At 42.5% G+C, this 26748-nt stretch carries 29 protein-coding genes, 5 pseudogenes and 2 riboswitches; of the genes and pseudogenes, 20 read left to right on the top strand and 14 right to left on the bottom strand.

Going from position 1 to position 26748, the window contains the following annotated elements; all coding sequences use genetic code 11:
• Positions 1-41: 41 nt before the first annotated feature.
• Positions 42-142: riboswitch (SAM riboswitch) on the top strand.
• Between the two features lie 87 nt (positions 143-229).
• Genes mtnW through BTR1S_RS04115 form a run of 4 tightly spaced genes read left to right on the top strand, consistent with a single transcriptional unit; the run spans position 230 to position 3295 of the window.
• Positions 230-1447 (top strand): 2,3-diketo-5-methylthiopentyl-1-phosphate enolase, encoded by a 1218-nt coding sequence (mtnW, locus tag BTR1S_RS04130; RefSeq protein ID WP_006638456.1) that lies wholly within the window; start codon positions 230-232, stop codon positions 1445-1447.
• Entirely contained in the window at positions 1438-2145 is a 708-nt protein-coding gene (gene mtnX, locus BTR1S_RS04125; protein WP_100244890.1) for a 2-hydroxy-3-keto-5-methylthiopentenyl-1-phosphate phosphatase, read from the top strand. Before mtnW ends, mtnX begins: the two co-directional genes overlap by 10 nt.
• On the top strand, positions 2103-2729 hold the full coding sequence (locus BTR1S_RS04120; protein WP_029418584.1) for a methylthioribulose 1-phosphate dehydratase: 627 nt from the start codon (positions 2103-2105) through the stop codon (positions 2727-2729). The genes mtnX and BTR1S_RS04120 overlap by 43 nt, the downstream gene beginning before the upstream one ends.
• Before the next feature lie 26 nt (positions 2730-2755).
• Positions 2756-3295, top strand: a complete 540-nt coding sequence (locus BTR1S_RS04115; RefSeq protein WP_029418583.1) for a 1,2-dihydroxy-3-keto-5-methylthiopentene dioxygenase — start codon at positions 2756-2758, stop codon at positions 3293-3295.
• Positions 3296-3334: 39 nt separating this feature from the next.
• Here BTR1S_RS04115 and fosB read toward each other — a convergent pair whose 3' ends face one another.
• Positions 3335-3787, bottom strand: coding sequence for a metallothiol transferase FosB (fosB, locus tag BTR1S_RS04110; RefSeq protein ID WP_373870170.1), 453 nt, complete (start codon positions 3785-3787; stop codon positions 3335-3337).
• Between the two features lies 1 nt (position 3788).
• Entirely contained in the window at positions 3789-4088 is a 300-nt protein-coding gene (locus BTR1S_RS04105) for a YkvA family protein (RefSeq protein ID WP_006638451.1), read from the bottom strand.
• Positions 4089-4290: 202 nt separating this feature from the next.
• Between BTR1S_RS04105 and BTR1S_RS04100 the strand changes: the two genes are divergently transcribed.
• Positions 4291-4524 (top strand): aspartyl-phosphate phosphatase Spo0E family protein, encoded by a 234-nt coding sequence (locus BTR1S_RS04100; protein WP_006638450.1) that lies wholly within the window; start codon positions 4291-4293, stop codon positions 4522-4524.
• Positions 4525-4586: 62 nt separating this feature from the next.
• Here the strand turns inward: BTR1S_RS04100 and kinD are convergent, their stop codons facing one another.
• Positions 4587-6098 carry a sporulation kinase KinD gene (gene kinD, locus BTR1S_RS04095; protein WP_006638449.1) on the bottom strand — a complete coding sequence of 504 codons (1512 nt, stop codon included), beginning with the start codon at positions 6096-6098 and terminating at the stop codon, positions 4587-4589.
• Positions 6099-6335: 237 nt separating this feature from the next.
• Between kinD and mhqR the strand changes: the two genes are divergently transcribed.
• Positions 6336-6797: a MarR family transcriptional regulator MhqR gene (gene mhqR / locus BTR1S_RS04090; RefSeq protein ID WP_006638448.1), complete on the top strand. Its 462-nt coding sequence runs from the start codon at positions 6336-6338 to the stop codon at positions 6795-6797.
• Positions 6798-6820: 23 nt separating this feature from the next.
• Here the strand turns inward: mhqR and motB are convergent, their stop codons facing one another.
• The 3 genes from motB to BTR1S_RS04075 form a co-directional block, all read right to left on the bottom strand.
• A complete protein-coding gene (gene motB / locus BTR1S_RS04085; RefSeq protein WP_029418581.1) occupies positions 6821-7603 on the bottom strand; it encodes a flagellar motor protein MotB in 783 nt (260 codons plus the stop codon).
• Positions 7596-8399, bottom strand: a complete 804-nt coding sequence (gene motA, locus BTR1S_RS04080) for a flagellar motor stator protein MotA (RefSeq protein WP_006638446.1) — start codon at positions 8397-8399, stop codon at positions 7596-7598. The genes motB and motA overlap by 8 nt, the downstream gene beginning before the upstream one ends.
• A gap of 191 nt (positions 8400-8590) precedes the next feature.
• A complete protein-coding gene (locus tag BTR1S_RS04075) occupies positions 8591-10684 on the bottom strand; it encodes an ATP-dependent Clp protease ATP-binding subunit (RefSeq protein WP_006638445.1) in 2094 nt (697 codons plus the stop codon).
• A 239-nt stretch (positions 10685-10923) separates the two neighbouring features.
• Here BTR1S_RS04075 and BTR1S_RS04070 point away from each other — a divergent pair, with 239 nt between their 5' ends.
• From BTR1S_RS04070 to BTR1S_RS04030, 11 genes and pseudogenes are all read left to right on the top strand, one after another.
• Positions 10924-11958 (top strand): YkvI family membrane protein, encoded by a 1035-nt coding sequence (locus BTR1S_RS04070; RefSeq protein ID WP_006638444.1) that lies wholly within the window; start codon positions 10924-10926, stop codon positions 11956-11958.
• A gap of 70 nt (positions 11959-12028) precedes the next feature.
• A riboswitch (PreQ1 riboswitch) is annotated at positions 12029-12073 on the top strand.
• 102 nt (positions 12074-12175) lie between these two features.
• Positions 12176-12835 carry a 7-cyano-7-deazaguanine synthase QueC gene (gene queC / locus BTR1S_RS04065; protein ID WP_006638443.1) on the top strand — a complete coding sequence of 220 codons (660 nt, stop codon included), beginning with the start codon at positions 12176-12178 and terminating at the stop codon, positions 12833-12835.
• A gap of 1 nt (position 12836) precedes the next feature.
• Positions 12837-13277 (top strand): 6-carboxytetrahydropterin synthase QueD, encoded by a 441-nt coding sequence (gene queD / locus BTR1S_RS04060; RefSeq protein WP_029418580.1) that lies wholly within the window; start codon positions 12837-12839, stop codon positions 13275-13277.
• A complete protein-coding gene (queE, locus tag BTR1S_RS04055; protein ID WP_029418579.1) occupies positions 13270-14001 on the top strand; it encodes a 7-carboxy-7-deazaguanine synthase QueE in 732 nt (243 codons plus the stop codon). The genes queD and queE overlap by 8 nt, the downstream gene beginning before the upstream one ends.
• Before the next feature lie 19 nt (positions 14002-14020).
• Positions 14021-14518: a preQ(1) synthase gene (gene queF, locus BTR1S_RS04050; RefSeq protein WP_006638440.1), complete on the top strand. Its 498-nt coding sequence runs from the start codon at positions 14021-14023 to the stop codon at positions 14516-14518.
• 310 nt (positions 14519-14828) lie between these two features.
• Entirely contained in the window at positions 14829-15695 is an 867-nt protein-coding gene (locus BTR1S_RS04045) for a hypothetical protein (protein ID WP_006638439.1), read from the top strand.
• Between the two features lie 170 nt (positions 15696-15865).
• Complete coding sequence (locus tag BTR1S_RS23760) at positions 15866-16021, top strand: DUF8370 family protein (RefSeq protein ID WP_488168113.1); 156 nt, start codon at positions 15866-15868, stop codon at positions 16019-16021.
• A gap of 401 nt (positions 16022-16422) precedes the next feature.
• A pseudogene (locus tag BTR1S_RS21595) lies at positions 16423-16623 on the top strand (tyrosine-type recombinase/integrase); the annotation flags it as partial.
• A gap of 425 nt (positions 16624-17048) precedes the next feature.
• Positions 17049-17428, top strand: a pseudogene (locus BTR1S_RS04040) (DUF6262 family protein).
• Between the two features lie 180 nt (positions 17429-17608).
• Positions 17609-18556 (top strand): helix-turn-helix transcriptional regulator, encoded by a 948-nt coding sequence (locus BTR1S_RS04035; RefSeq protein WP_029418578.1) that lies wholly within the window; start codon positions 17609-17611, stop codon positions 18554-18556.
• 149 nt (positions 18557-18705) lie between these two features.
• On the top strand, positions 18706-19110 hold the full coding sequence (locus tag BTR1S_RS04030) for a VOC family protein (RefSeq protein ID WP_006638436.1): 405 nt from the start codon (positions 18706-18708) through the stop codon (positions 19108-19110).
• A 332-nt stretch (positions 19111-19442) separates the two neighbouring features.
• On the opposite strand, the gene BTR1S_RS04025 is transcribed toward BTR1S_RS04030, so the two are convergent.
• From BTR1S_RS04025 to BTR1S_RS04020, 4 genes and pseudogenes are all read right to left on the bottom strand, one after another.
• On the bottom strand, positions 19443-19904 hold the full coding sequence (locus BTR1S_RS04025) for a hypothetical protein (RefSeq protein WP_029418577.1): 462 nt from the start codon (positions 19902-19904) through the stop codon (positions 19443-19445).
• 10 nt (positions 19905-19914) lie between these two features.
• Complete coding sequence (locus BTR1S_RS23055) at positions 19915-20094, bottom strand: DNA/RNA non-specific endonuclease (RefSeq protein WP_255265703.1); 180 nt, start codon at positions 20092-20094, stop codon at positions 19915-19917.
• Positions 20057-20521, bottom strand: a complete 465-nt coding sequence (locus BTR1S_RS23050) for a DNA/RNA non-specific endonuclease (RefSeq protein WP_255265704.1) — start codon at positions 20519-20521, stop codon at positions 20057-20059. Before BTR1S_RS23050 ends, BTR1S_RS23055 begins: the two co-directional genes overlap by 38 nt.
• A 105-nt stretch (positions 20522-20626) precedes the next feature.
• Positions 20627-21419: pseudogene (locus BTR1S_RS04020) on the bottom strand (ribonuclease YeeF family protein); the annotation flags it as partial.
• Positions 21420-21712: 293 nt separating this feature from the next.
• On the opposite strand from BTR1S_RS04020, the pseudogene BTR1S_RS23545 reads away from it, so the two are divergent.
• Positions 21713-22833, top strand: a pseudogene (locus tag BTR1S_RS23545) (Rap family tetratricopeptide repeat protein).
• Between the two features lie 185 nt (positions 22834-23018).
• Positions 23019-23219, top strand: a pseudogene (locus tag BTR1S_RS04010) (preQ(1) synthase); the annotation flags it as partial.
• A gap of 911 nt (positions 23220-24130) precedes the next feature.
• On the opposite strand, the gene BTR1S_RS04005 reads toward BTR1S_RS04010, so the two are convergent.
• Complete coding sequence (locus BTR1S_RS04005; RefSeq protein ID WP_224254528.1) at positions 24131-24598, bottom strand: DinB family protein; 468 nt, start codon at positions 24596-24598, stop codon at positions 24131-24133.
• A 155-nt stretch (positions 24599-24753) separates the two neighbouring features.
• Here BTR1S_RS04005 and BTR1S_RS04000 point away from each other — a divergent pair, with 155 nt between their 5' ends.
• Positions 24754-24936: a helix-turn-helix domain-containing protein gene (locus tag BTR1S_RS04000; protein ID WP_006638429.1), complete on the top strand. Its 183-nt coding sequence runs from the start codon at positions 24754-24756 to the stop codon at positions 24934-24936.
• A gap of 17 nt (positions 24937-24953) precedes the next feature.
• Here the strand turns inward: BTR1S_RS04000 and BTR1S_RS03995 are convergent, their stop codons facing one another.
• From BTR1S_RS03995 to BTR1S_RS03990, 3 genes are all read right to left on the bottom strand, one after another.
• Complete coding sequence (locus BTR1S_RS03995) at positions 24954-25322, bottom strand: hypothetical protein (protein ID WP_029418576.1); 369 nt, start codon at positions 25320-25322, stop codon at positions 24954-24956.
• 434 nt (positions 25323-25756) lie between these two features.
• Positions 25757-25852: a hypothetical protein gene (locus BTR1S_RS23030; RefSeq protein ID WP_236835980.1), complete on the bottom strand. Its 96-nt coding sequence runs from the start codon at positions 25850-25852 to the stop codon at positions 25757-25759.
• A 71-nt stretch (positions 25853-25923) separates the two neighbouring features.
• Entirely contained in the window at positions 25924-26685 is a 762-nt protein-coding gene (locus BTR1S_RS03990) for an MBL fold metallo-hydrolase (protein ID WP_006638427.1), read from the bottom strand.
• Positions 26686-26748: the final 63 nt, after the last annotated feature.

The raw sequence follows: 26748 nt of genomic DNA, 5'->3' as shown, positions 1-26748 counted from the left end.
AAAACGGTGGGATAATTCAAAATAATTTATAAAAAACAATATTCTTATCAAGAGCAGGTGGAGGGACGAGCCCGATGAAGCCCGGCAACCGACTTATAAAAGCACGGTGCTAATTCTTGCAGCTGCCGCTGAGAGATAAGGATTCGACACGCAGAAACGAAACCTCTTTAAGCGAATGCAGCGCAAAAAGAGGTTTTTTATATGCACGAAACAAGGAAGGAGCTAAAGAATGAGCGAACTTTTGGCAACATATGTCCTGACGGATCCCGGCAGCGATCCGGAAAAAAAGGCCGAACAAATTGCATTAGGCCTTACTGTGGGGTCCTGGACGGATTTGCCGCAATTAAAAAAAGAGCAACTAAAAAGGCACAAGGGGCGGGTCGTCCGGATTGAGGAAATCGAAGGCGATCAAGGAGAGCATCAGGCAAAAGTCACCATCGCCTATCCGGAACTCAATTTTACGGACGATATCCCGGCCGTCCTTACGACCGTTTTCGGAAAGCTGTCCCTTGACGGAAAAGTCAAACTGACGGACCTCGAATTTTCCGAGGCCTTTAAACGATCATTGCCGGGGCCGAGATTCGGCGTCTACGGGATCCGCAAAAAAATCGGCGAATTTGAAAGACCGCTTCTGATGAGCATTTTCAAGGGCGTCATCGGCCGGAGCATGGAGGAGTTAAAAGAGCAGCTAAGGCAGCAGGCGCTTGGCGGGGTGGACTTGATCAAGGATGATGAAATTTTATTTGAAACAGGCAGTGCACCGTTTGAAAAGCGGATTACAGAAGGGAGAAAGGTTCTTCAGGAGACCTATGAAGAAACCGGCCATAAAACGCTTTACGCCGTCAACCTGACGGGAAGGACGATGGAGCTGAAAACAAAAGCGAAAAAAGCCGCTGAGCTTGGCGCCGATGTCCTGCTGTTTAATGTGTTTGCCTACGGGCTTGATGTGCTGCAAAGCCTCGCGGAGGATGATGACATTCCGCTGCCGATTATGGCGCATCCGGCGGTAAGCGGCGCATTTACGTCATCACCGTATTACGGCTTTTCCCACCGGCTGCTGCTTGGAAAGCTGAACCGCTATGCGGGCGCCGATTTCAGCCTGTTTCCTTCCCCGTACGGAAGCGTCGCCCTTCCAAAACGCGAAGCACTCGCCATTCATGAAGAATGCACGAAAGAAGATGTCTTTCAGCCGACCTTTGCCGTGCCGTCGGCCGGCATTCATCCCGGAATGGTCCCGCTGCTGATGAAGGATTTTGGGATTGATCATATCATAAACGCCGGAGGCGGCATCCACGGCCATCCGAACGGAGCAATAGGAGGAGGCAGGGCATTTAGAGCGGCGATTGAAGCGGTACTGGAGGCTGAACCTGCCGAAGAGAAGGCAAAGCGCTCTCCCGATTTAAGGCTTGCCCTTGAGAAATGGGGAAAAGTTGAGGCATCTGTATGAGAAAGCCGCTGATCATTTGCGATTTTGACGGGACGATTACGAAAAATGACAACATCATCAGCATCATGAAAACATTTGCTCCGGAAGAATGGCATGCCTTAAAAGATGCGGTCCTTTCAAAAGACCTGTCGATCAGGGAGGGTGTCGGCAGCATGTTCAAGCTGCTTTCCAGCGGCTTGAGGGAAGACATTACGGCATATATCCTCAAACAGGCGGAAATCCGCGCGGGCTTCCAAGAATTTGTTTCATTTCTGTCCGGGTGCGGACTTCCTTTTTACGTCGTCAGCGGCGGCATGGACTTTTTCGTATATCCGCTGCTTGAAGGAATCGTGGAGAAAGAGCGGATTTACTGCAACCAGGCTGATTTTTTTGGCGACAGCATATCGGTCAAATGGCCGTATCCGTGCGACGATCAATGCCAAAATGAATGCGGCTGCTGTAAGCCGTCGATCATCCGCAAGCTTCAGGGTCCAGATGATTTTATCGTGATGATCGGGGATTCCGTTACAGATGTGGAGGCGGCAAAGCGCGCTGATTTATGCATCGCGCGGGATTATTTGCTGAAGGAATGTGAAGACCTGCAATTGCGCCATGCCGCATTTGAAGATTTCTACGATGTGAAGCGGGCGCTTCTCGGCGTCAAGGAGGTGGAGGAATGGATGCAGGAAAAAAGCGCTGGCAGGAGCTGGCCGAAGTGAAAAGAGAGCTTGCGGCGAGAGACTGGTTTCCGGCGACGAGCGGCAATCTGTCCATCAAAGTGTCAGATGATCCGCTTCGCTTTTTCGTGACGGCGAGCGGAAAAGATAAACGAAAAGAAACCGATGAGGATTTTCTCCTGGTAGATGAAGAAGGCATGCCGGCGGAAAGCGGTCATACCCTGAAGCCGTCGGCAGAAACGCTTCTTCATACGTATGTTTACAAAAAAACAAATGCCGGCTGCTGTCTTCACGTCCATACGATTGACAACAACGTGATATCTGAGCTTTATGGACAAGAGAAGCAGGTCAGCTTTAGAGGCCAGGAAATCATAAAAGCGCTCGGATACTGGGAGGAAAATGCCGAGGTCACCGTCCCGATTATTGAAAACACCGCCCATATCCCGGATTTGGCGGCAGATTTTGCCGCACATCTGACAAAAGATTCAGGCGCTGTCCTGATCCGCAGCCACGGCATTACCGTCTGGGGACGCACGGCATTTGAAGCGAAACGCATGCTGGAGGCTTATGAATTTTTATTCAGCTGGCATTTAAAATTAAAATCATTTCAAACGCAATATGCGTAAAGAGTGCACTAAAGGGGGAGAAAAGCATGGCAACGATCCGCATCCATGATGAAGAAAACACAACAATCGAAAACCAGGAAGAGGTAGAACAATTTTTGAAGCAGCAGGAAGTCATTTATGAAAAATGGGATATCGAAAAGCTGCCTGCTGGGCTAAGAGAAAAATATGATTTGACCGACGAAGAAAAACAGCAGATTTTAGACGTGTTCGCAGCGGAAATTTCAGATATTTCAGAGCGCCGCGGCTATCAGGCACAGGATGTCATCTCGCTTTCGGATCAACATCCGAATCTGGATGAGCTGCTGAAAAACTTTAAACAGGAACATCACCATACAGATGATGAGGTCAGGTTCATCGTCAGCGGCCATGGAATTTTTGCGATTGAAGGAAAGGACGGCGCGTTTTTCGATGTTCTTTTAAATCCCGGCGATTTGATTTCCGTACCGGAAAACACACGCCACTATTTTACGCTTCAGGAGGACCGGAAAGTCGTCGCCGTCAGAATTTTCGTCACCACTGAGGGATGGGTGCCGATTTATGAAAAAGACGAGCTGAAGCAATCATAAAAAAAGCGCTTCCGGCATAGCCTTGCCGGGGCGCTTTTTTTACTTGTTTTTTTCATACAATGCTTTAATATTGGCTTCGTGAAAGGACAGGTGCGGCTTTTCTTTTTGATAGTAAGCGAGCCTGTCCAGCACAGAGCCGGTGTGGAGCTCGAATTTATGGCCGTCAGGGTCGGTAAAGTAAATCGAATCTTTATCGCCTTTATGGCGTTTTCTTCCTTTTAGCACGTTTACCCCAAGGGCGGTTAATTTCTTTTCCCACTCAGGCACATCCTCCTGTTTGATCGAAAAGGCGATATGCGTGTAGGAGTCATGAATCTCCGTCCGCGGAATATTTTTTTCCTCGTTCAAGGCAAGCCAGATGCCGTTTAGATCAAAATATGCTGTTTTTTCGGCTTTTACAAGCCATTTGGCGCCAAACACCTTCTCATAGAATGCGATAGAAGCCTCGAGGTCTGAGACGGAAAACAGCAGGTGGTTCAGGCCGTGAATCATTCTATCTTCCATTGTCCCATCCCTCCAATGCTTCAAAATCAGCCAGCTCTTTAACGATTTGTCTAAATAAAAAAGCGAGAACGGCCGCGTCATCAATCCATCCCGGCCCTATAAGAACATCGGGAATCAGGTCAACAGGGGAAAGGATATAAACGAGAGCCGCAGCAGCGAGTAAAATCGTTTTTTTCGGAAAAAGGGGGTAATCGCCTTTTCGCCAGGCTCTAAAGGCTCTGAAAAACAGCGGGATACCTGTTATAGCTTCTTTGGCTGCAAAAAGCGCCTTTAGCCTTTTTAACACCATAAAAAAGACCTCCTGTATATCATAAGCGTTTATCTTTTTTGATCAGCGGGTAATACAACTTTAATCCAACAAATCTATTATACTCGATTTCAAAACTTTTTTTCAAAAAATAGGTTTACAAAATAAGTATAATCTGTAATAATGCTCAAGTACGCAAATCTGCAAGGTTTTCGAAGTTTGCTGGCGATAAGGGGTGAAGCGTATGCATGAATATTCACAAGAAGAATTGCTTTTTTCCATCAACGAAAAGCGGCAAATGATGGTTGAAGCTGCTGAGCTTTATGGGTATACAGGGGATGAGACGATAAAGCGCAGCCAGGAGCTGGACCAATTAATCTATCAATATCAAAAAATGACAATGGATGAACATCATTCATCAGACAAGCCATTGCATGATCTCTTAGATGTGCTTGTCATTGAAAAGTGTACGGCATAATGAGAAAAGAGCTGCCGTTGAACGGAAGGACAGCTCTTTTGAGGGACCGGAAAGTATGATGCTTAATCTTGCTGCTCATTTGAAATCGGCAGCGTGATGGTTACGGTTGTTCCTTTATGCCGTTCACTGTCAATCTGAATCGTTCCTCCGTACATTGAGATGATACGTTTGCACACAACAAGACCGAGTCCGGTTCCTTTTTCTTTTGAGGTGACAAAAGGCTGAAAAATCTTTTCTATCATTTCTTTAGGAATTCCTTCTCCGTTATCCTTCACCACAATTTCCGCCGCCTTTTCATCATGTTCAATGTTAATCAACAGCTTTCCACCGTTTTTCATCGATTCCAGCGAATTTTTAGCGACATTTAATACGACTTGCTTGATGTGGTCCTTTTTGCAAAATACGTATGCAGGATTTTCCGCCTGGTCTTGAAATGATACTTCGACATTGTATAAATTGGCTTCAGAATGAATAATCGGCATGATTTCATCGATCATTTCACTCATTGAATTCAGTTTCCATTGTTCCGCCGTCGGTTTTCCAAGCACAAGGAATTCGCTGACAATCTGGTTGATCCGCTTGATTTCCTGATCGATGACAGAAAAGTACATTTGATCTTCTTCAGATTTATATTTTTTTTGAAGAAGCTGGATGAATCCGCTGATCCCTGTCAGCGGATTTCTGATTTCATGTGCGGTGCTGGCCGCAAGCGTGCCGATCAGTTCAAGCTTCTGCGCTTCATTTTGGGCGCGCTCCTGCTTGGTGCGCCGTTTTAGCAGTACATATTGAAGCAATACAAACAAGATGTTAAGCAAAATAAAAATGCTTAAGAAGGAAAGCAGGAGACCGTGAACGAGTTCATCAAGCTGAACCGGCTCAGGATATACTTCAAGTTTCCAGTCGATCTGGTCCAAAAAAGCATCTACCGTCTCCTCCGTTTCTTTTTCAGGGGGCGTATGTCCCGCCGTAAAGACGATTTGGTCTTTCTGATTGAGTATTTTGATAGAAAGCTCTGGGCTTAACACATTCATGATATTTTTCAAATAATCGATGCGGATGGAAGCAAGCAAAAAGTTTGTCGCATGCCCTTCAGGACTGAAGACAGGGGTTAATATGCTCAGCTCCCGATTATTCATCATGTTGTCGGTGTCATCTGTGATGACAGATTTCTTTGAGCTTTCCGCTTTTTGCAGAATGCTTTTGTATGGAAGCGGCTGTTTCTCTTTAGCCGGCAGTGTGCTGACCATGACTTCGCCGTTTTTGTTGAGCAGGTACAGAGCCGAAAAGCGCGGCTCCTTTTTATAGGTTTCCGTCAGGATGTGTTTGATATGTTTATCATTGACAGGATGATTAAGGGCCGTCGCCATCGCGCTCAGCCGCGCCTCTGTTTCGCCGATCAGATAATTGATCTGGTTGCGGTGGATATTCAGCATAAGCGTCGCCGTCTGCCGATGCTTCTCAGTAATATTTTCCCGTTCTTGTTCGTATACAAAAAAGCTGATAATGAAAGCCGGGACCATCACAAGGATCAAATAAAGCCTCATTTTCTTCCATATATTTTTCAAATTGCTCATTTTTTCACTCTCTCCCAATCAATACAGGAATAGAGGTATTATATCACTAGTAGGGGCTGATTTATAGAAAAGATAACCAATACCTTGAAAATAGGACACAATACCGTGGAAGGTCCGGAAATATCGATTTGGTTCTTAGGGCCTATTATCAAATGAGGGAATGTAATGTTAACAGTTGACATTTTCCTCATAGTTTATTAATGTTTTCCTGTAGTTGTTTCTTTGGAGATGAGAGATATGAGTAACAGAGAACAGGAACAGTCATTAAAATTATTTATCGTACTATCAAGAGCATACAGATCAATTAATGATCATATGAATAAACATATTCATAATCATGGTCTGAATCCAACCGAATTCGCCGTTTTAGAGCTTCTCTATCACAAGGGAGACCAGCCTCTTCAGCAAATAGGGGACAAAATTCTTCTGGCGAGCGGAAGCATTACATATGTGGTTGACAAGCTTGAGCAGAAAGAACTGATCATCAGACGAGCCTGCACAACCGATCGCCGGGTCACCTATGCCCAAATTACGGACAAAGGAGTCAAGCTCTTGGAGCAGATCTTCCCCGGCCACGCGCAGGAGATTCATCAAATGATCAGCGTTTTAAGCGGCGAGGAGAAAGAAGCCTGCATCGACATGCTGAAAAGAGTGGGCTTAAATGCAAAAAACTTTTATAAGAACAAGGACAAAGAATAAGGAAGCGGCTAATCGCCGCTTCCTTATTCTTTTTCATTCAGATTTTCCTGGCCCATCGGCAGGATGAGAATTTCAACACGTCTGTTTTTTCTTCTTCCTTCCTCCGTTTTGTTTGAAGCGATAGGCTTGTATTCCCCGTACCCTTTAGCGCTGAATACTTTGGCGTCAAGCTTTGGATTTTCGATCAGGAGTCCCATGAAATTAACGGCCCGCATTACGCTTAAATGCCAGTTTGATTTAAATTGCGAGTTTCGGATCGGCACATTATCGGTATGTCCGCTGATCACGATATTACGCGGCGGGTTTAATACGAGCAGATCGGAAATTTCTCTTGCGAGCGGGATGTCCTGCTCGCGAATGACCGCTTTTCCGGAATCGAAAAAGATATTGTCTTCAATCGAAAGGAGCAGCCCTTCATCTGTGAGCTTCGTATTGACCTGCTTCTCAAGCTTTTTATTTTTTATGAACTGATTGACCTGCTCCTGAATTTTTTTCAGCGCCTCCTGGTCTTTTTCTTTTGAATTAGAACGCTGGACGTCTTTTGGTTCAGCGGGTTTTTTTCCGTCCTCTTGTGTAGGCGATTTCGGCTCGACGAAGCTGGAATAATCCATCATGCCTGTACCGCCTGTCAGCACGGCATTGAATGATTTTGACAGCATATCAAACTTTTTGGCGTCTATCGAGCTCATCGCAAACAAGACGATGAAAAGGGCCAGAAGGAGTGTAAGCAGGTCGGCATAAGGAATGAGCCAGGACTCATCTACATGCTCTTCATGGTCTTTATGCTTTTTCTTTTTTTTAGCCATTGTCGCTTTCCCCTTTTTCTCCTTCTTGAGTAGCGATGCTGGAACGTTCGCTAGGAGAAACATACATCATCAGCTTTTGCTCGATGACCTTTGGAGCCTGGCCTTCCAAAATGGAAAGGATGCCTTCAATCATGACTTCGCGGACTTTCACTTCCTGCTTCGATTTACGCTTCAATTTATTTGCAAAAGGGTGCCACAGCACATAGCCTGTAAAGATCCCGAGAAGGGTGGCGACGAATGCGGCGCTGATCGCGTGTCCGAGCGCTTCGGTGTTGCTCATATCGGCCAGTGCGGCGATCAGTCCGACAACGGCTCCCAAAACTCCGAGCGTCGGTGCGTATGTTCCCGCCTGTGTAAAGATGCCGGCTCCGACCTGATGCCTTTCTTCCATCGCCTCGACTTCTTCTGTCAGAACGTCCCGGATGAATTCGGCGCTCTGTCCGTCCACAGCCATGCTCATGCCGTTTTTCAAAAATTCGTCATCGATTTCGTTAAGGTTTGCTTCCAAAGCGAGAAGGCCTTCCCGTCTGGCGATTTGCGCCCATTGAGTAAACATGGGGATCAGCTCGTTGATTTCAATCATCTTTTTCTCTTTAAATAAGATGCCGAACAGTTTTGGAACCTTTCTTATTTCGCGTGTTGGAAATGCGATGGTAACTGCTGCGATTGTCCCGACAACAATGATCAGCCATGCAGCCGGATTGACAAGAACTGAAGGGCTGACGCCTTTCATCACCATGCCGACACCTACTCCGATGATAGCTAGAATGATTCCAATTAACGATGTTTTGTCCATTTTTTTCACCAATTCCTTTAACTAACTTTTCTATCGTTATTATCGGTGCCACAAGATAGGAACTTTAGGGTGTTTCAGAAATTGTTATAAAATCCAGATGAATAGGGACTTTTGGGTTATGAAATGGGATGAATTGGATATTGGGGCAGAGAAAAAATGCCGGCCTCCGTATAGGAAGCCGGCAGACGGAACTATGCGACCGGTTTTACCGCGATATCGCCGTTTTCAACTGTAACATGGAAACCTGAGATGTGTTCTTCTTCAAGAAGCAGGTCTGTCATTTGATCTTCGACCGTTTCCTGAATCGTCCTTCTTAAAGGACGGGCGCCAAATGCAGGATGGTATCCGATTTCTGCAATCTTTTCTTTCGCTTCTTCGGAGACCTGCAATGTCAGATGCTGGTCGCTTAATGTGTCCTCAAGATCTTTCAGAAGCAGATCGACGATTTTTACCAGATCTTCTTTTTCAAGAGGCTGGAACTCGACAATGCTGTCAAACCTGTTCAGGAATTCAGGTTTAAAGTAGCTGCTTAAAGAGTCAATCAATGATTGTTCGCCCATCAGCCGTTCTTCTCTGTTAAAGCCGACGGTTGTCTGCTTTTCGGAAACGCCGGCATTGCTTGTCATAATGATGACAGTATCTTTAAAGCTGACTGTCCGTCCCTGGCTGTCGGTCAGACGACCGTCCTCCATGATCTGAAGGAACATGTGCTGAACATCAGGATGGGCTTTTTCGATTTCATCAAGCAGAACGATGCTGTACGGGTTTCTCCGGACTTTTTCCGTCAATTGCCCCGCTTCATCGTGTCCGACATATCCAGGAGGCGAACCGATCAGTTTTGACACGGCGTGTTTTTCCATGTACTCGCTCATGTCAAGACGGATAATCGAATCCTTCGTGCCGAACAGCTCTTCCGCAAGCCGCTTGGAAAGCTCAGTTTTACCGACGCCTGTCGGGCCGACGAATAGGAATGAACCGACAGGCCTGTCTTTTGCTTTCAGACCGGCGCGGCTTCTTCTGACGGCTTTCGCCACCTTTTTGACGGCTTCTTTCTGTCCGATGACGCGGCTTCCGAGATTTGCTTCAAGCTCTTTCATTTTTTTCTGATCATCATGCTGCAGCTTTCCGACGGGAATGCCGGTTTTTTGTTCGATGATCGCCTGAATGTCTTCAGCGCCGACCGTTGCTTGTTTTTCCTCTGTTTTTTTCTCGAGCGCATTGTGCAATGCTTCTTCTTCATCACGAAGTTTTGCGGCAAGCTCATAATTTTCTTCCTGAAGCGCTTTTGCCTTTTCCGCTTCAATTTCTTTCAGCCGTTTTGAAGCTGCTTCACCGCTGACGGTATCGATCTTCAAGTTCGCTTTTGAACCGGCTTCATCGAGAAGGTCGATCGCCTTGTCGGGAAGATGGCGGTCCTGGATGTAGCGGCTTGAAAGGACGACACAGGCTTTCACAGCTTCATCTGTATAGGAAACCCCATGATAGGTTTCATATTTTTCTTTCAGGCCGTTCAAAATGGCTGTTGCCTCTTCGATTGTAGGCTCATGCACCATGATCGGCTGGAAGCGTCGTTCCAAAGCGGCGTCTTTTTCAATTTGACGATACTCTTTCAATGTGGTTGCACCGATGACTTGCAGTTCTCCCCGGGCAAGGGCGGGTTTTAAAATGTTGCCTGCATCCATGGAGCCCTCCGCAGAACCGGCGCCGACAAGAAGATGAATTTCGTCAATAAAGAGAATCGCGTTTTTGCGTTCTTTCAGTTCTTTCATCAGCTGTTTCATTCGTTCTTCGAATTGCCCTCTGATGCCGGTATTGGCGACAAGGGAGGCCACATCCAACAAGTAAAGCTCCTTGTTTTTCAGTTTGTTTGGAACATCACCTTCGGAAATTTTCAATGCAAGGCCTTCGGCGATGGCAGTTTTACCAACACCCGGCTCCCCAATTAATACCGGATTGTTTTTATTTCTGCGGTTTAAAATTTCGATCACGCGCGCCACTTCATCATCGCGGCCGATCACCGGATCAACCAATCCCGTTTTCGCGGCATTCGTCAAATTGACTGCGAGCTCATCAAGCAAGCCTTTTTTGGCAGCCGTTTGCGGCTGTGCTTGAGAAGGCTGGCTAAAGAAGGAACCCCCTCCAAAAAAGCTGCCTCCGGAATACATAGAAGGCTGAGTCAATTCTTTATAGCAATCTTCACATAAGTCCATTTGTTTTTTTGTAAAATTGATTTGCATGTTTAGGCGAATCGTCGCCTCGTTTTTTTGACAATGTTGACAACGCATTTGCCAAAACCCCCTTTAAAAATGATTTGACCTTTTTTGACCAATTGCCGGTTAAAAAATGGCCGTTTGTTTGACCATCTCTGACTATTAGTATACATTGACTAACTTTGACTTTCAAGATCTATGCTTTTTCCTTTTTGTTCCGGTATTTGAAGTTGTCCTTCTTTTTAAGGAGCATGTCTCATATGATGGAGAAAGGGAATTTGCGGAAATCACGTTTCATTTTACGGGGGAGAAATATGAGTCAAACACGAGGATCAGCTTTTCAACTTGCATTTGTCTATGTAGGCACGGTTGTCGGGGCTGGATTTGCGACGGGCAGAGAAATCGTTGAATTTTTTTTAAGATTCGGCTGGGCGGGTTTGGCCGGCATTTTCATCAGCGGGCTGATGTTCACCTGTCTCGGTGCGAAAATCATGCTGATCTCAGTCAGGATCAATGCCAGATCTTATCAGGAGCTGAACAAATTTCTGTTTGGACAAACGCTCGGAAAATTCGTCAATGGCTTTATGCTGATGGTTCTGCTCGGTGTGACTTCTGTCATGCTGTCAGGGGCCGGGGCGATTTTTAAAGAACAGCTCGGGCTCTCCAGCCAGGCGGGAATGCTTGTAACGGTTGCTTTGAGTCTGTTTGTCACGATGAGCGGCGTCAAGGGGATATTCAGCGTCAATGTCATTGTTGTGCCATTATTAGTGTTTTTTTCGTTGATTGTGCTCTTTGATTCGTTTATTTTCAGGGGCCCTTCCGTCCACGAATTGCCGGGTTTTTCGGCAAGGCCGGACTGGATTGTGTCGGCTGTTTCATACGGCGCTTTTAATTTGTCGCTAGCACAGGCCGTTCTTGTACCGATCGCCTCTGAATTGAAGTCAGAACGGTTGATTAAAAGAGGCGCGTTTATCGGAGGAAGCATGCTGACCCTTGTATTAATCGCAAGCTTTTTGTCTCTTTCCACATTGCCGAATGTCCTTTTATATGAAATTCCGATGGCGCAGGTGGTCTATATCGTTCAGCATTCCGTCCATGTCATCTATCTGTTTATCATTTTTGGGGAAGTCTTTACATCGGTCATCGGTAATCTCTACGGGCTTGAAAAGCAGATAAACGAATATATTCATATCAAAAGTCTTTATATATTTATTCTCATCCTGCTCACAGTCTACTTAACCGGACAGATCGGCTATGGAAAATTGATTTCCACCATCTATCCTTTATTTGGTCAGCTGAGCCTTGTGTTCATCTTCTTTCTGATCATAAAAAAACTGCCGAATCGTTAGTGCTTGGCGAAACCCCGGATTTGTGGTAAGATGGCGAAAGAAAATTGAACAAAATCCGCTCGAGATAACCGCGGGAGAGGTTCTAGCAAAACCCTCTATAAAAAACTAAGGAAAGCTGTATCCTTGGGGTATGGCCTTTTTTATTGATTTTTTGCTAGAACACCTTTCCTTTAAAGAAAGGTGTTTTTTAGTTGGTGAAAGCGGAGAAGGAGGAATTATGAAACAGGAAAAAGCGGTCGTCGTATTCAGCGGCGGTCAGGACAGTACGACATGCCTTTTATGGGCCTTGCAGCAATTCCAAGAGGTGGAAACGGTCACCTTTCATTATAATCAGCGGCATCAGCAGGAGATTGAAGTGGCGCAAAATATCGCTGAAAAGCTTGGCGTAAAAAACCACCTGCTGGACATGGCGCTTTTGAATCAGCTGGCGCCAAACGCTTTGACAAGAGATGACATCAAAATTGAGGCGAAAGAAGGCGAGCTTCCGTCCACTTTTGTTCCCGGACGAAACCTTGTATTTTTATCCTTTGCTTCTATTCTCGCCTACCAAATCGGGGCGCGGCATATCGTGACGGGAGTCTGTGAGACGGACTTCAGCGGCTATCCGGATTGCAGGGATGAATTCGTCAAATCGTGCAATGTCACTGTCAACCTGGCGATGGAGCGCCCGTTTGTGATTCATACGCCGCTTATGTGGCTGAACAAGGCGGAAACATGGAAGCTGGCCGATGATCTCAATGCACTCGAATTCGTCAAAAATGAGACACTGACGTGCTACAACGGCATCATCGCCGACGGCTGCGGAGAATGCCCGGCTTGCAAACTGCGCGCGAACGGCTACAACGAATACATGAAAATGAAAAGGGAGAGAGCTTAATATGCTTACACAAGTCTACCCGCAAACAAACCACCCGTACGCTTTTGAACTCAATAAAGATATGCAGGTATCAGCGGCCCACTTTATTCCGAGGGAAGATGCGGGCGCATGCAGCAGGATTCACGGCCATACGTATACAATCAATATCACGATCGCCGGAGATCAATTGAATGAGTCCGGTTTTCTCGTGAATTTCAGCACCATTAAAAAATTGGTGCACGGTGAATACGATCACACGCTGTTAAACGACCACAGCGAATTTTCCGGGGAAAGCCGCGAGCAGATCCCGTCGACTGAGGTGGTGGCGAAAACGATTTATGAAAAAGTCGACGCCTATTTGAAAGGCTTGGAAAACCGGCCGCACTGTGTTCAAGTGTTTGTCAGGGAAACGCCGACAAGCTATGTCGTCTACCGTCCAAAACAAGGTGAGCCAAATGGCTAAACCGATTCCCGTACTCGAAATTTTCGGCCCGACCATCCAGGGTGAAGGAATGGTCATCGGCCAGAAAACGATGTTTGTCAGAACCGCGGGCTGCGATTATTCGTGCAGCTGGTGCGATTCAGCCTTCACATGGGACGGATCGGCCAAAAAAGACATCAAATGGATGTCTGCGGAAGAAATATACGAATCGCTCAGAGAAATCGGCGGAAACGCTTTTTCACATGTCACCATTTCAGGAGGAAATCCGGCTCTTTTAAAACAGCTTGACGGACTGATTTCCCTTTTGCAAGAAAACGGCATTCGCACGGCGCTTGAAACACAGGGCACGTTTTATCAGGACTGGTTTACAAAAATCGATGATTTAACCATTTCGCCGAAGCCGCCAAGCTCAAATATGAAAACGGATCTTACGAAGCTGGACCATATCGTCGGCATGCTGAAGGACCATGGACGGCTTTCTGCGGCAAGCCTGAAGGTCGTCATTTTTACCCCTTCAGATCTTCAATTTGCAAAGAGCATTCATCACCGTTATCCGGATATCCCGTTTTATCTGCAGGTCGGAAATGATGACGTGCATACCGAAGACCAGGGGCGGCTCGTCGAAAAGCTGCTTCGAAAATATGAAGAACTGGTCAAAGCGGTCACGCACGACCCTGAATTAAACCGCGTCCGCATTCTGCCGCAGCTTCACACCCTCATCTGGGGAAACAAACGCGGAGTTTAAGATAGAAAGGAAGAAAATAATGACAACAAGAAAAGATTCAGAACTTGAAGGCGTAACCCTCCTCGGAAACCAGGGGACAAACTATTTGTTTGACTACTCACCTGATGTACTGGAGGCTTTTCCGAATAAACACGAAAACAGGGACTATTTTGTCAAATTCAACTGCCCGGAATTTACATCCCTCTGTCCGAAAACAGGGCAGCCCGATTTCGCAACGATCTATATCAGCTATATCCCTGATAAAAAAATGGTAGAAAGCAAGTCTTTAAAACTGTATCTCTTCAGCTTCCGCAACCACGGCGATTTTCACGAAGACTGCATGAACATCATCATGAACGATTTGATCGAATTGATGGACCCCCGCTACATCGAAGTCTGGGGCAAATTCACCCCGAGAGGCGGCATCTCGATCGACCCGTACACCAACTACGGCCGTCCGGGCACCAAATACGAGAAGATGGCCGAGTACCGGATGATGAATCATGATTTGTATCCGGAGACGGTGGATAATCGGTAAGAGGTGCCCGAGAAGGGTGTGATCATGCTGTTAAGTGACTACTTTAAAGAAAGACTTGCCTCTACAGACCCTATTATAGGAGGGCAAAATTAAAGATTGATTTTTTGAAAGCACCGAAATAGGTGCTTTTTTATATCAGAATCTTTAAGTCCAAAATGCAAAATTTGTAGACTTATAGGTGTAAAGGGAGTGATATTGCTAATTTATTACTAATAATGTAGAATTATAGATATAAGTGTAAAAATATCAAATACAGTTAATTTTTTAAATAAAATTTAAGAATTTTTAGGAAAAGGGGTGCGGGGAACACGTGGTCAGTATCCATGAAGCAGTTTATATTAACGGAAAAGAAAAAGCATTGATTAGTCTAGATGATATTAATATGGAAGACTATTTGAAAAAGTATAGAGAAAAATTGTTTTGTACTACAACTGATTGCAAGGCGAAATTATCTTATGTAAACAGACCTGGGAATAAGAGTCATTTTAGAACTTGGAGAGAAAGTCGACATTCAGAATCTTGTATTCATTTTTTTGAAAAAGAAGATGGAAGAGTTGGTGTTAGACAGTCGGGTGTTCAAACTGGAAGTGTTTCAACAGATCAAATGAGAAGGTCGGTAAGAGAAGCTTTTGAATTGGAAATTTTAAGTGAGGAAGAAAGAGTAAGAAGAAGAGAAGCAGATAGACAAAAACGACAAAATAGAAAACGGCGTCGAAAAGTAACTGCTACAGTAGAGCAGCCAGCAATTAGAATAGTAACAGATCCTGCTGAAAAGTCAGAAGATTCAAATAGGATTAATGGAAGACTATATAAAAGGAATGCTGATGCATTAAAAGAAACAGATTTAGGTCATACAAGAACAGTAACCGGAATAGTTAAAAGCGTTGAAACAGGAAAGAAAAGGGCTATGGTTAGAATTTATAAAAATGGTACGTTTGTAAATATTAAGTTTGAAGAAGCTTTCTTTGCTGTAACGCCTCAATATGAAGGATTATTTCATTATATAGGTCGGTTCGCAGAAGAGAATAATGATGTAATATTTTGTGCTGTCGGGGAAGTTAGGCAAAACAAACAAAGCCAAGAATTTGAATTAGTAGTCTTTGAGAGGGAAGGTTTGCTAATTCACGGAAGAACACTACCTTCTCTAGCTGCTTTTTACTCAATAGAACAAATATAAATCAAGGAATAACGGAAAAAGAAAGAACTTTACTGTGAAAAATCCATTTATATATTATTTTTGCAATGGAGATAAGTCTTACAATAAAACTGAATTGGGGATTTGAACAATTGAAAATAAGTGAAATATTTAACTTAGAAAAAGATTAAAGTCGATCAGATTTTGTAGATATTGAAGAAGACTTACCCTTATTTTTAGATCCATACTTTTTATCTTTAAGATCTGATTTTTGGTCGGTTGATGCTCATAGAACAATTCAAAGGTTCTTTATGTTCTTGACTTGTACAAAGCTGGAAGAAAGCAAGAAGCCAGGGCTTTATTTGTAAATCACAGTGAACCAAATGAAACATGTCTTGGTGTCTCTACGTCTAATCCAAGGGTAAGAGGAGTTGGAACTGATGAAATATTGTAGCGGTTGTGTGATCCGGTTGCATAAAAAGTGCGACCTGTAAAAACAGGGTATTTAAAAGTGGTTTGATCGGAGAAATAATGGGCAGATTGAATGAGGTTGTGGTCAAGATGCGTACTGTACGCGTTTTTTTTGAAATCTCGCCAACTATTACAACGGTGGGCCGGATCGGATGTTAGATCGAATATACGAAACGCATTCGATACATTAGACGAAAGGGAAAAGAATAAAACTTCGCACTCGCCTCTATAACGTTTCCCGTGCGTTAGTTCGTCGTTAAATATGCAACTCCTTCGTTCGGTTTTCGTTCGATCTTCCGTTCACCCCCATTTACTTCGTCATACACACGCAACCATATTTTACAAACAGACCAATGATCTTAAACAAGTCCAAGAACGTTTAGGTCACGCACATATTCAGACAACAGCCAATTTATATTTGCATCCTTCAGATGATGAAATTCGTGAGAATTGGGAAAAGGCAAAAAGTTCATTCATTATACAACCTACGGAGGTCTAAGTAAGCATATATGACAGAGCAGCACATTTTAAATTACACTACATGCGATTATAAAAGTATTTTTCGAGAGCATATTTCTAAGGTTATTCAAGAAAACTTAATAGAAATTTCCTCCTTCAACCACATAGATGAAATCACTAACTAATTTGTAGATAGGGATATATGGAATATAAGGACCTTTGGGACAATCTCGAAATTTATCAATGATTATCAGAGATATAACGGATTTAAAGTAAATATAAAATTTACATACAATCCACTTCTAAAATGGTTGAAGTAGCGAAACAATACGGACGTGAAGAAATAGCACAAAAAAACCAGAAGAATTTAGAGAGACTCCAGGATATTTATAATACGATTAAACAAGGCAATATAATATTCGGACGAATCGAAAGAAAGAATAAAATCTAAGCAGGGGGCATAATATGGCCACATATGACCGCAAAAAGCATCTAAAGCAAATTCATGAAAGTCGAAAAGCCATTACCATGAGTAAAGTAGATGAGGCTATTAAAAGGCTCGTTAGAGCCAATCAAGAAATTAATTTTAATAGTGTAGCCAGTGAGGCCGGAGTGGCAAAGCTACGCTATATAATAATGTGACATTACGTGAGCGAATTGAAACACTACGTCAGCAGCAGATAAAAAGCCCTTCTGTAAAGCAGGTTAGGCATAAAATGAATGAAAATAATAAAGAAGTGATTATCGAATCATTAAAGCGTAAAGTTAAGCGATTAGAGCACGAGAACAAGGATTTGCGAGACCAATTAAAGGTAGCGTATGCAGAAGTCTACAAGAAGATATAAGCTGAGGCACCTTCCCTTTCTTGTTCAATTAAAGGGCCAGTTAACGGAATAACACAAACAGAAGCCTTGCCCTTATTTTGTAGAGATTTCTGAAAGATGCCAGCACCAGGTTCGTTATATCATCTTCTCTATTAAGGCGTGGTACTATTATTCTTTATTAAACATCAAGGTGGGAAACCAATGAACAAAACAGACCGTTTGTTAGCCATCGTGCTGGAGTTACAACGTAAAGAAGTTGTACGTGCCGAAGATTTGGCAACTAGATTTGAAACGAGTGTTCGGACCATCTACCGTGACATTCAGGCGCTAAGTGAAGCAGGCGTTCCGATCATAGGTGCTCCTGGGACAGGATATTCTCTGATGGAAGGCTATTTCCTGCCGCCGATCAGTTTCACGGTACAAGAAGCCGTAAGCTTGTTGATGGGAACGGACTTTATTGAACAACGATTTGATGATGATTATCGTGTCAGAGCACAAGCTGCCCGCGGCAAAATCGAGGTCATTCTACCGGAGAGCGTTCGCAATGAAACATCACGTGTACGCAAGGCTATACGTTTGCTCATTTCCGATAAACAGGTCACGCCATCAAAAGAAAAAGAATATCTAGAAAAGATTCGTCGAGCGATATTAGACGAGCGAAAGATCAGCTTTCATTATGTAAAAAAACTTGCAGATTTCGATGGGAATCGCCATAGTGTTCGTACCGTTTCCCCCTATGGATTAGTTCTCGTTCAAGGATCATGGATGCTCGTGGCCCGTTGTGAACTGCGCCAAGACATTCGCCATTTCCGATTGTCTCGAATGACGGAATTTATTGCTCTGGAAGAACGATTTGAACGACCAGCGCATTTTAACTTAAGGGAGTATACCCCTCCGGACGATCGGCATTTGCGAGTTCGCCTCCGATTTAACCAAGACATCGCAGATAAGGTGAAGGAATCAAACAATCATTACATAGAGGATATGGAAGAGCATCAAGATGGATTGCATGTGGTCTTACGCGTTCGTCAACTGGACGAATTGCTGCGATGGGTGCTTGGCTGGGGAGCCGATGTGATTGTATTAGAGCCTGAATCATTTCGAAATCGGATTCGTGAGGAAGCCCAAAAAATGTTAAAACGCTACTGACATAATGTTGTCAGTAGCGTTGTTTTATAATCGGAGTCAGTAAAATGATTCAGTTTTTGAATGAATTTGGTTTTTACTGGAAAGTTTATAACAAAATAAAGTGTATATGGTATTGTTGTATACATTTATTATTGGAAGGATGGTATCTTGTGAATTTTGCTTCTGTACGCATCATTACAGACGACGTGGATCGTCTAGTCAAGTTCTATGAGAAAGTCATGGGTTTATCAGCGGAGCGTCCCGCGCCCGTCTTTGCCGAACTCGTTGCGCCATCGTGCACCCTGGCGATCGGCCACTCCCAGACTGTGCCACTGTTCGGTGAAGGTTCAGCAGTGGCGGCCGACAATCACTCTGTCATCATAGAGTTCCTTGTCCACGATGTCGATGCCGAATACGAACGATTAAAGCCGTTTATCGAGGAGTGGGTAAAGGAACCGACCACGATGCCGTGGGGGAACCGTGCTATACTGTTCCGTGATCCAGACGGCAACCTCGTTAACCTCTTCTCGCCGGTGACCGAGGAAGCGATCAAACGATTCACTGGTAGGGCTTGATGGACAGTTGAAATGAGTGAGGCCTCAATTTGGAGAGTTGGTAACGATTCGTAAAACATATGGCCCAGCTGGTTTAAAATGGCCAAAAAAACAGGAATCGTTGTCGTACTCCTCTAAATATAATAGAATTATCTTCAAATCAAGTATTCAGTCAACGGGCGCTTTAATTGAATAAAAGAAGAGCACATATTATACATGACTAATATGTGCTCTTCTTTATTTTTAAGGATTTTTATAATTTAGGTCTTGATAAACAGTCACCGTCTGGAAACAATATTCACTAGGTTTTTGAGGATAGACCGTAACTTTTCTTGAATTCCGTACTTAAAAGTTTATTTTTCTATATCAGACTTTTTCACTTCTTCAAACCATAAGTCAAAAATATCATCAGGCAATAGTTCATCATCATTGGAATATACTAAATCATATCTATACTGACCTTTCAAACTGTTTTGTTTAACATCGTAAATTAATTTTATTTCTGTAGGCATCTCATGGCCAAATTCAGTACATTTTTTATGGATTTCTTCTAAATTTTTTATCCCGATATCTAAAACAGCTTCTTGACGATTTTCTGATGTATCGTATTTTTCATTCTCTTCTACTGCATCGTTAAGCTTATGCTTATAAACCAACTTACCATTTATTTTATAAAATACGTCAAAGGAATACATTTCAGGTTCATATGAGCAATAAATATAAATAGCATCTGCCTGATTACCAACATATTCAAGACAAATAGCAACCATATCTGTTTGTAATTCAGATAAATAGTCTTCAAATGTTTTAGCCACACAATCACTCCTAATTCTTTAAAGTTACTTTCTTTAAATTTCCATCGATACTGTATTTTATCTCAAAACTCTTTGGTCTAGGATTGTTCCCGTCATAATTAACTTTAACATTAACTGATACTTTTTTCTTATCTGAAATGGCTTTGGCCCATTTATTTTCTAGCTTCTTGTATTTGCTTTGATTTAACATTACTTGATTGAGAAACGAGATTATCTAATTCAGGAGAGCCTCCGAATCTATCAGCAGCTAAATGGCCAGCATGATCGCCAAGTTGTTTACCAGGTGTTTTGGGATTATGCGGCAATCTCTTGTCTCGTTTTGTTAATTTTAAGTCATCAGCTTGAAACTCTTTAATTCTTGCTTCTTTATCGGTTTTGTATATGTAATTGTATTCCCCGGCTTGATACTTGACATTGGATTTCAATTTTCCACTTTTAGTTATATGGCTTCCATCTTTAATGATTTCATTTTTCTTGACTATACCAACATCCCTAGCCGTTCTCGCGTCTTTCTCAATCTTCGAAACCTCGTCAGCTTTCAAAGGGTTTTCGGTTAGAGCTTTCCTGATTTCACTTGCCCTTCCGAATTTGCTTATCTTTCCGGGTCCCCACGGCATTTCAAATCTTTTAACTTGAACATCAGGTGTTTTAATTTTATATTTTATAAACTTTAATTTATCTATATTGTATACTGATTCATTGTGAATTTTGTACTTTTCTATTAATTTTTTAACTCGGTGAGGGGTTGCGAGTGTTTCAACGTTAGTATCTTTCTGTTCTCCCAGCTTTTCCAACATCGTCTTCATCGCTGAGGATTCGGCATTTTCTAACGCTCCTTTGAGACCGCTGACCGGACCGTTGATGGTTGTATTCTCATCCGGCTTTAAAATTGAACCCTTTTGATAACTTGCGATCTCGATTTTCGGGCCTGTATACATTTTCTCAAGCCTCGCGATGTATGTTTGCATCGTTTCAAGATCATTTTCGGCTATTTTAAGCGCATTGGTTTGTTCTCTGTCAAACGTATGCAGCTTTTCAATCGTCTGATTGATGTCAGTTAATGCTTTTCGATTCTGTTCATGAAAATCGTTGTCATTCAAATCCGGCAAATCGACAATATGGCTGACTTTCGCAATTGAAGCGTTGGCTTTGGAAACTAAATGTTTCGTTGTTCGATCAGCTGCGTTCAAACCTTGTTCCAGATCGTGTTCTAGAAAGTCTTGCGAAATATATCCATTGTGATTCGGTTCAAGGGAGTTCAGTGCATTTTTGATTTTTTTCAATGCCGATTCGTATTCATCGATAAATGATTCATAGAACCGCAAAAAAGGGAGTGTGGCATTCCTCATAAAAAGAACGAATTGCTTCGCCGCCTTTCCCTTTTAAAGCATCGTCAAGAGACGTAAGAGCATCTACGCTTTCTTTCACCTTTTCGATTTCTTCGGCCTGTTTTTTTAATTGTTCTAGCGTTTGGTCAATCGCATTATGCAGCGCTTGAACATCCAGAGTCTTCATGGCATTCTCCTCTAATACTGAAGTTCAATCAGTATAGATTTTACCACTATTCGGAAAAAATTGGTGAATAAATCCTGACCACCCATGAAAATGAATCTTATAGATAAGGTCTAAAAACTTATTCTACTTAATTTTTAATTTGTTTCCATATTAGAGTTTATAGTGGGAATGATAACAATATTTGGTTGTAAATAATAGGCTTATTTTGTAGAATAATTACTATGCAGATAAAGGAAGTTTAATATTTTAATTTTTCTAAAAACTTTTAATCTTGAGAGAAAGGAAGAGACGGTGTGGATGTTATTCCTTATGATTTAGTTGCGACGAAAATGAATTTTTGGTATACGGCTTTAAAAAACAATTGGCCAGGCCGGGCGGAGGATACTAGGAAAGAAGTTGAAAGAGAATTAGAGCGAATGGAACAAAACCAAGACGTGGTTGTCTATTATAATTTATTGTTGTTCCGACACAACCTACAATTTGATTATATGTATTCTGATTCTGGCGGTAATTTAGCTAGTCGATTTGAGGAGTTCAAAAAAATTCGAGATCAGAACAACCCGAAGGAATGTTGGAATATTATTATCAATTCTTCGCGGGGATGTATCATTTCAGACAAAAAGAATTAATACTTGCGTTGAACTTTTATAGGAATGCCGAAAAACAACTCGATTCTTTTGAGTGTGACGATCTAGAGAAAGCTGAATTTTATTTCAAGGTATCCGAAGTTTATTACCATATGAAACAGACATTTTTTTCAATGAATTATGCGAGTCGCGCCTATAATATTTATAAAAAGTATGACACTTATGGAGAACGTAGAGTTCAATGTCAATTCATTCTTGCCGGCAATCGTCGAGATCAAATGCTTCCTGAAAAAGCCTTGCCTAGCTTAAATCAAGCATTGAGTGAATCAACAAGATTAGACTCCCCTCATTTAATTGGTTCATCGCATTTGAATCTTGGAATATGTTATAATCAACTTGAAGAACTTGAAAAAGCTACCGATCATCTCCAAAAAGCCCTTGAAGTGTATAGAGAGGTTAATCATAGTTTTTTACCAAAAGCCTTTTTTAACCTTGCACACGTTAGAGCGAAGCAGGCTGAGTTGGTAACAGCCCACGACCTTTATTTTGAAGGAAAAGAATATGCCGAAAAAATTTGTAATTCATATGACCTTGCAAAGCTTGAAATGCTAAAAGGGCTTTACTTGATTCATGATCTGGATTTAGTTAGAGACTCTTTTAAGTTCTTCAAGGAAAACGGTTTGTATGCAGATGCGGAAGATTACGGAATCATTGCGGCGGAAATTTTGGAAACTGAAGAAAAGATTCGTGATGCCTGTGATTTTTACCGTATTGCATGCGATGCAAGAAAACAAATTCAAAGGAGTGGTTATGTAAATGAAAGCTAAATTTTTGATTTGTGCTGTTTTACTATTAGGTACAGTAAGCGCGGTTAGTTCCGTATATGTTCAAACAGATAACACTTCTTTTAAAGTCGCAGAAAGATTCGCATCTTAATTTAGATATATCGTTATTCCGTTTTCATAAGAAAAAAATAAGCACTCAAAGCCCTTCTCATTAGAGTTGGGCTTTCTGCATGAAGATCATCATGAACGATTTGATCGAATTGATGGACCGCCGCTACATCGAAGTCTGGGGAAAATTCACCCCGAGAGGCGGCATCTCGATCGACCCGTACACCAACTACGGCCGCCCGGGGACGAAATACGAGAAAATGGCGGAATACCGCTTGATGAATCATGATTTGTATCCGGAGACGGTGGATAATCGGTAATACTTCTGTTCGGTGAAACGAAGTGAGATCACGCAATATATCAGATCGTGAGACCCGTACATTTTTGCATTGGTGGATTGACCTTTGCGGTTGTGACCGAGACGCGTACTTGTTACGCGTCTTTTTTTATTGAAATTTAACCGGATATTATAAGGCGTGCTGGACCGGATGTTAGATCGTCAATATGAAGCGCGATTCAATTCGTTAATCGAAGTGCAAAAATGAGATCACACCGTCATCTGTCTCATTTACGTCTTCGTTCGTCTGTTCGTCGCCTATCCCGTATCTTCATCGTTCGTATGTTTACGTGTAATCGCAGTTATCGTAGCGTCCGTGGCGAACATCCGGATACTCCTTATCATCATAGCCCTTTGTTTCGTAATCCATCCGTCTCAACCTCTGATTATGACCGTCCAATTCAACGCCATTCATGAAACAAAGGAACCCGCAGCAAACCGTTCTTTGTTTTGATCGGTGTTTCACCCGGCAACCAATCGGCTCAATATAGACGAATTTCTCCGCTTCCTTATCGCATTATCCGCTCAACATGTAACCTCCGCTAAGCATCGTAGGGCATAACCTCCATAATACCGGATATTGTCCGTCCAAGTACGAAAATTCCGGTTGTGAAAACGTCGGTATATTTTATTTGTAATTCACGACCTTCAGCCAGCGATCTGACCGTCTGTTCTCCGCATAAATCAAATCAACGCGCTCCATAACGTCCCCCATAACGTCCCCTCGATCTTGTTCTCGCGGACTAATTCAAGCAATCCGCAGCACGGCTGCGTACACTATCGACTACCTTAACGTTAGGATGATCGGTATTCAGGCCGGCCAGCAGTTCCTTTCGCTTATACAGCGGCTTAGACGTAACCGAAACGCCGTCACCCCGTTAGGTTAATAACTTATTATTTATGTATAGCAAATGCCTTTTCAGGTAGTCCCAAAATGTCTGTATTATTAGGAATATAACCAAGCAACCGTAGCATTGCTACAATTTGCCCCTTATGATGAAATTCATGCGTAATAGAATGGATTAGTAATTGGTGCGGCGTTTTTCTTACAGCCCCACCGCCTACTTTCCAAGAAGGCTCTTTTTCGATAATATCGTCAAATTTATCAGTGAATTGTTCAAATACAGTATCTACATATATATTCGCCTGTTGAAAATAACGTTGAATATCCTCTATCTGCATATCATTGATTGTTTCCTTTGTTAATAGTGGTGAAGCTGTTTGTGAAAGCACAAAAGAACCCAGCCAAGCGTGATAACAACCCGCCACATGAACTAAAGAATCTCTTATGCTTTGAAAACCAAATCCAAATTCTCTTGTAAAATCATTTTCTTTCAATTCTTTACACTGATCTAGTAAAATCTGTCTCGTTTATTTTACCCACTCATATTCGTGTTTTTCCATCACTATCCCCCCGTAGAAATAATAAATACCAGAATATTCTTCCAATTATACACAAATAGGTACCATCATTAAACACCTCGTATAATCAGATAAACAAAACGAGGTGAACACGAATGAAGATAACGGTAAGACCGAAATTATCGGAAGTAATGGAGGCGAAAGGGTGGAAGCAAGTTCCGCTGTCGGAAGCGTCAGAAATTCCGCAAGGCAGTATTAGCCGATTCGATAAGAACGAAAGGCATCTCGACTGGCGCGTTCTCGCAATAGCAAACGCGCCAGTCGAGATATACGGCTAATTTCTAGCATCTAAAGACTAATCCTGCGACAAATAATTAAAAGCGGTCTCTTTAAAATCCGGCATCTCCTTATCAATCCTCAGCAAAGCCAATATTTCATTCACATAATCACGAATAGCAAGCATATCAAAAGGAAAATCAAAATCAAATTCTTTCTCAACATATAAAGTATCCAAGAAATATGTGCAATTGTGTTTCATTCCTAATAGTTCATTAAGAAAATGTAACACGTCTTGATAGGGTGAATCAGGTAATTCAAAATGAGTAATGAGATAAGCGTTAATCAGATTGCCTTCATCAAAATCCCGCAATCCTTTATCAAAATCGGATAATCCCTTATCGTAAATTAACAAATAACAGCACCTTTCACCATCACTCACTTCCACTTGGTAAAATTCAATATCCCGCAATCTCAGCAAACGTTTAAAACTTGTATGTAAAAGTGCCATTCCCGATCTCCCTTTCTTCATTTCCTCGACTTAAAATATTATACTGCCCCATGGTATATTGGACCAAAAAACAAGTCAAACAAGTACTAAAATTGATTGACATTTTTCGGCGTCTCTTCAATTCCGAATGAATTTTAAAGAGGTGGGGGCACCTGGGGAAATACGGATTTAAACCGGGAAATCGAATCAACTGTGACCTTAAACGTATTGCACGTCTGTTTTTCAGACAATTAAAAAATACCCTTGCAGGGCCTTTTGATTCTTTAGAAAATTAGGCAATAGTCTGAAGGTGAATGTCATGCATATCAACATGAACCTTTTCTCAATAATCTTGCCGTCAGCAATCCGTAAAAATGTCATAAGAGACATTCTTACGGGTCGTCCCGTTGCGGGAACGTGCCTGTATGCGCACCTTCAAATACAAAATAAACGGCCGCTTGATCACTTTCAGCAACCATGCTTTTCATCGGCAGCTTGAAGCCTGGAAAAGCATCGAAGTTTTTCTTTTCCGATGCTATTAGACTTCTGCGCCGGGCATTTAAAATGTGTATGATTCACCATCATCAGGCACTAAAACCTGAGAGGAGATTCCTTTTTCGCCAATAAAGGATTTCAATTCTTCTCTGGATAATGTCCAATGGTTGACGGCTTCCATATGGCTCGCAATTATTTTTGCGCGGGGAGCAGCCTTATATACTTCATAGATGTCATCTTTTCCCATGACAAGTGAACCGCCTTCAAAGAATTGATTATCCCCGCCATTGACAACAATGATGTCCGGCTGATGTGCATCGATCTCTTCTTGAACACCTTCATACCATACCGTATCTCCAGCTACATATAATGTTTTTTCATTTTGGTGTTTGAAAACAACGCCGCATACCAGACCCGCAAGTTTTAGAATTTCTCCTCTTCCGTGTTCACCCTTTGTTTTGATGAGTTGAATACCCTCAAAGACCGTAGCTTCTGTTAAAACCTCAACATGTTGAAAACCGGCGTTTCTTACTTCTTCAGCATCTTCTTCATTTTGGACAAACATTTTGATATCTTTTGGCAATACATCTTTGGCAGCATCATCAAAATGGTCTAAATGCAAATGAGTGACAATAACTGCATCTAAATCATTGATGATATGATCCATCGACATTGGCAAGCTGACTAAAGGATTATTTTGATCTTGTCTTAACGAATTTGGGAAAGGAGGGTAAGTGCCTTTCTCAGCCAACATTGGATCTATTAAAAACATTTTGCCTGCATATTCGACAAGTAGTGTTGCATTTCGAATTTGTGTGATTTTCATGTTTAAAACTCCTTTTCTTTGATTTACGTATAGTTTATAGAGGATCAATTTAAAAATACATGG

Origin of the sequence: Bacillus sonorensis NBRC 101234 = KCTC 13918 (assembly GCF_001592005.1) — a bacterium.
GTDB lineage: Bacteria > Bacillota > Bacilli > Bacillales > Bacillaceae > Bacillus > Bacillus sonorensis.
Note: the sequence above shows the minus strand (reverse complement) of the source record. Positions and strands in the feature narration are given on the sequence as shown.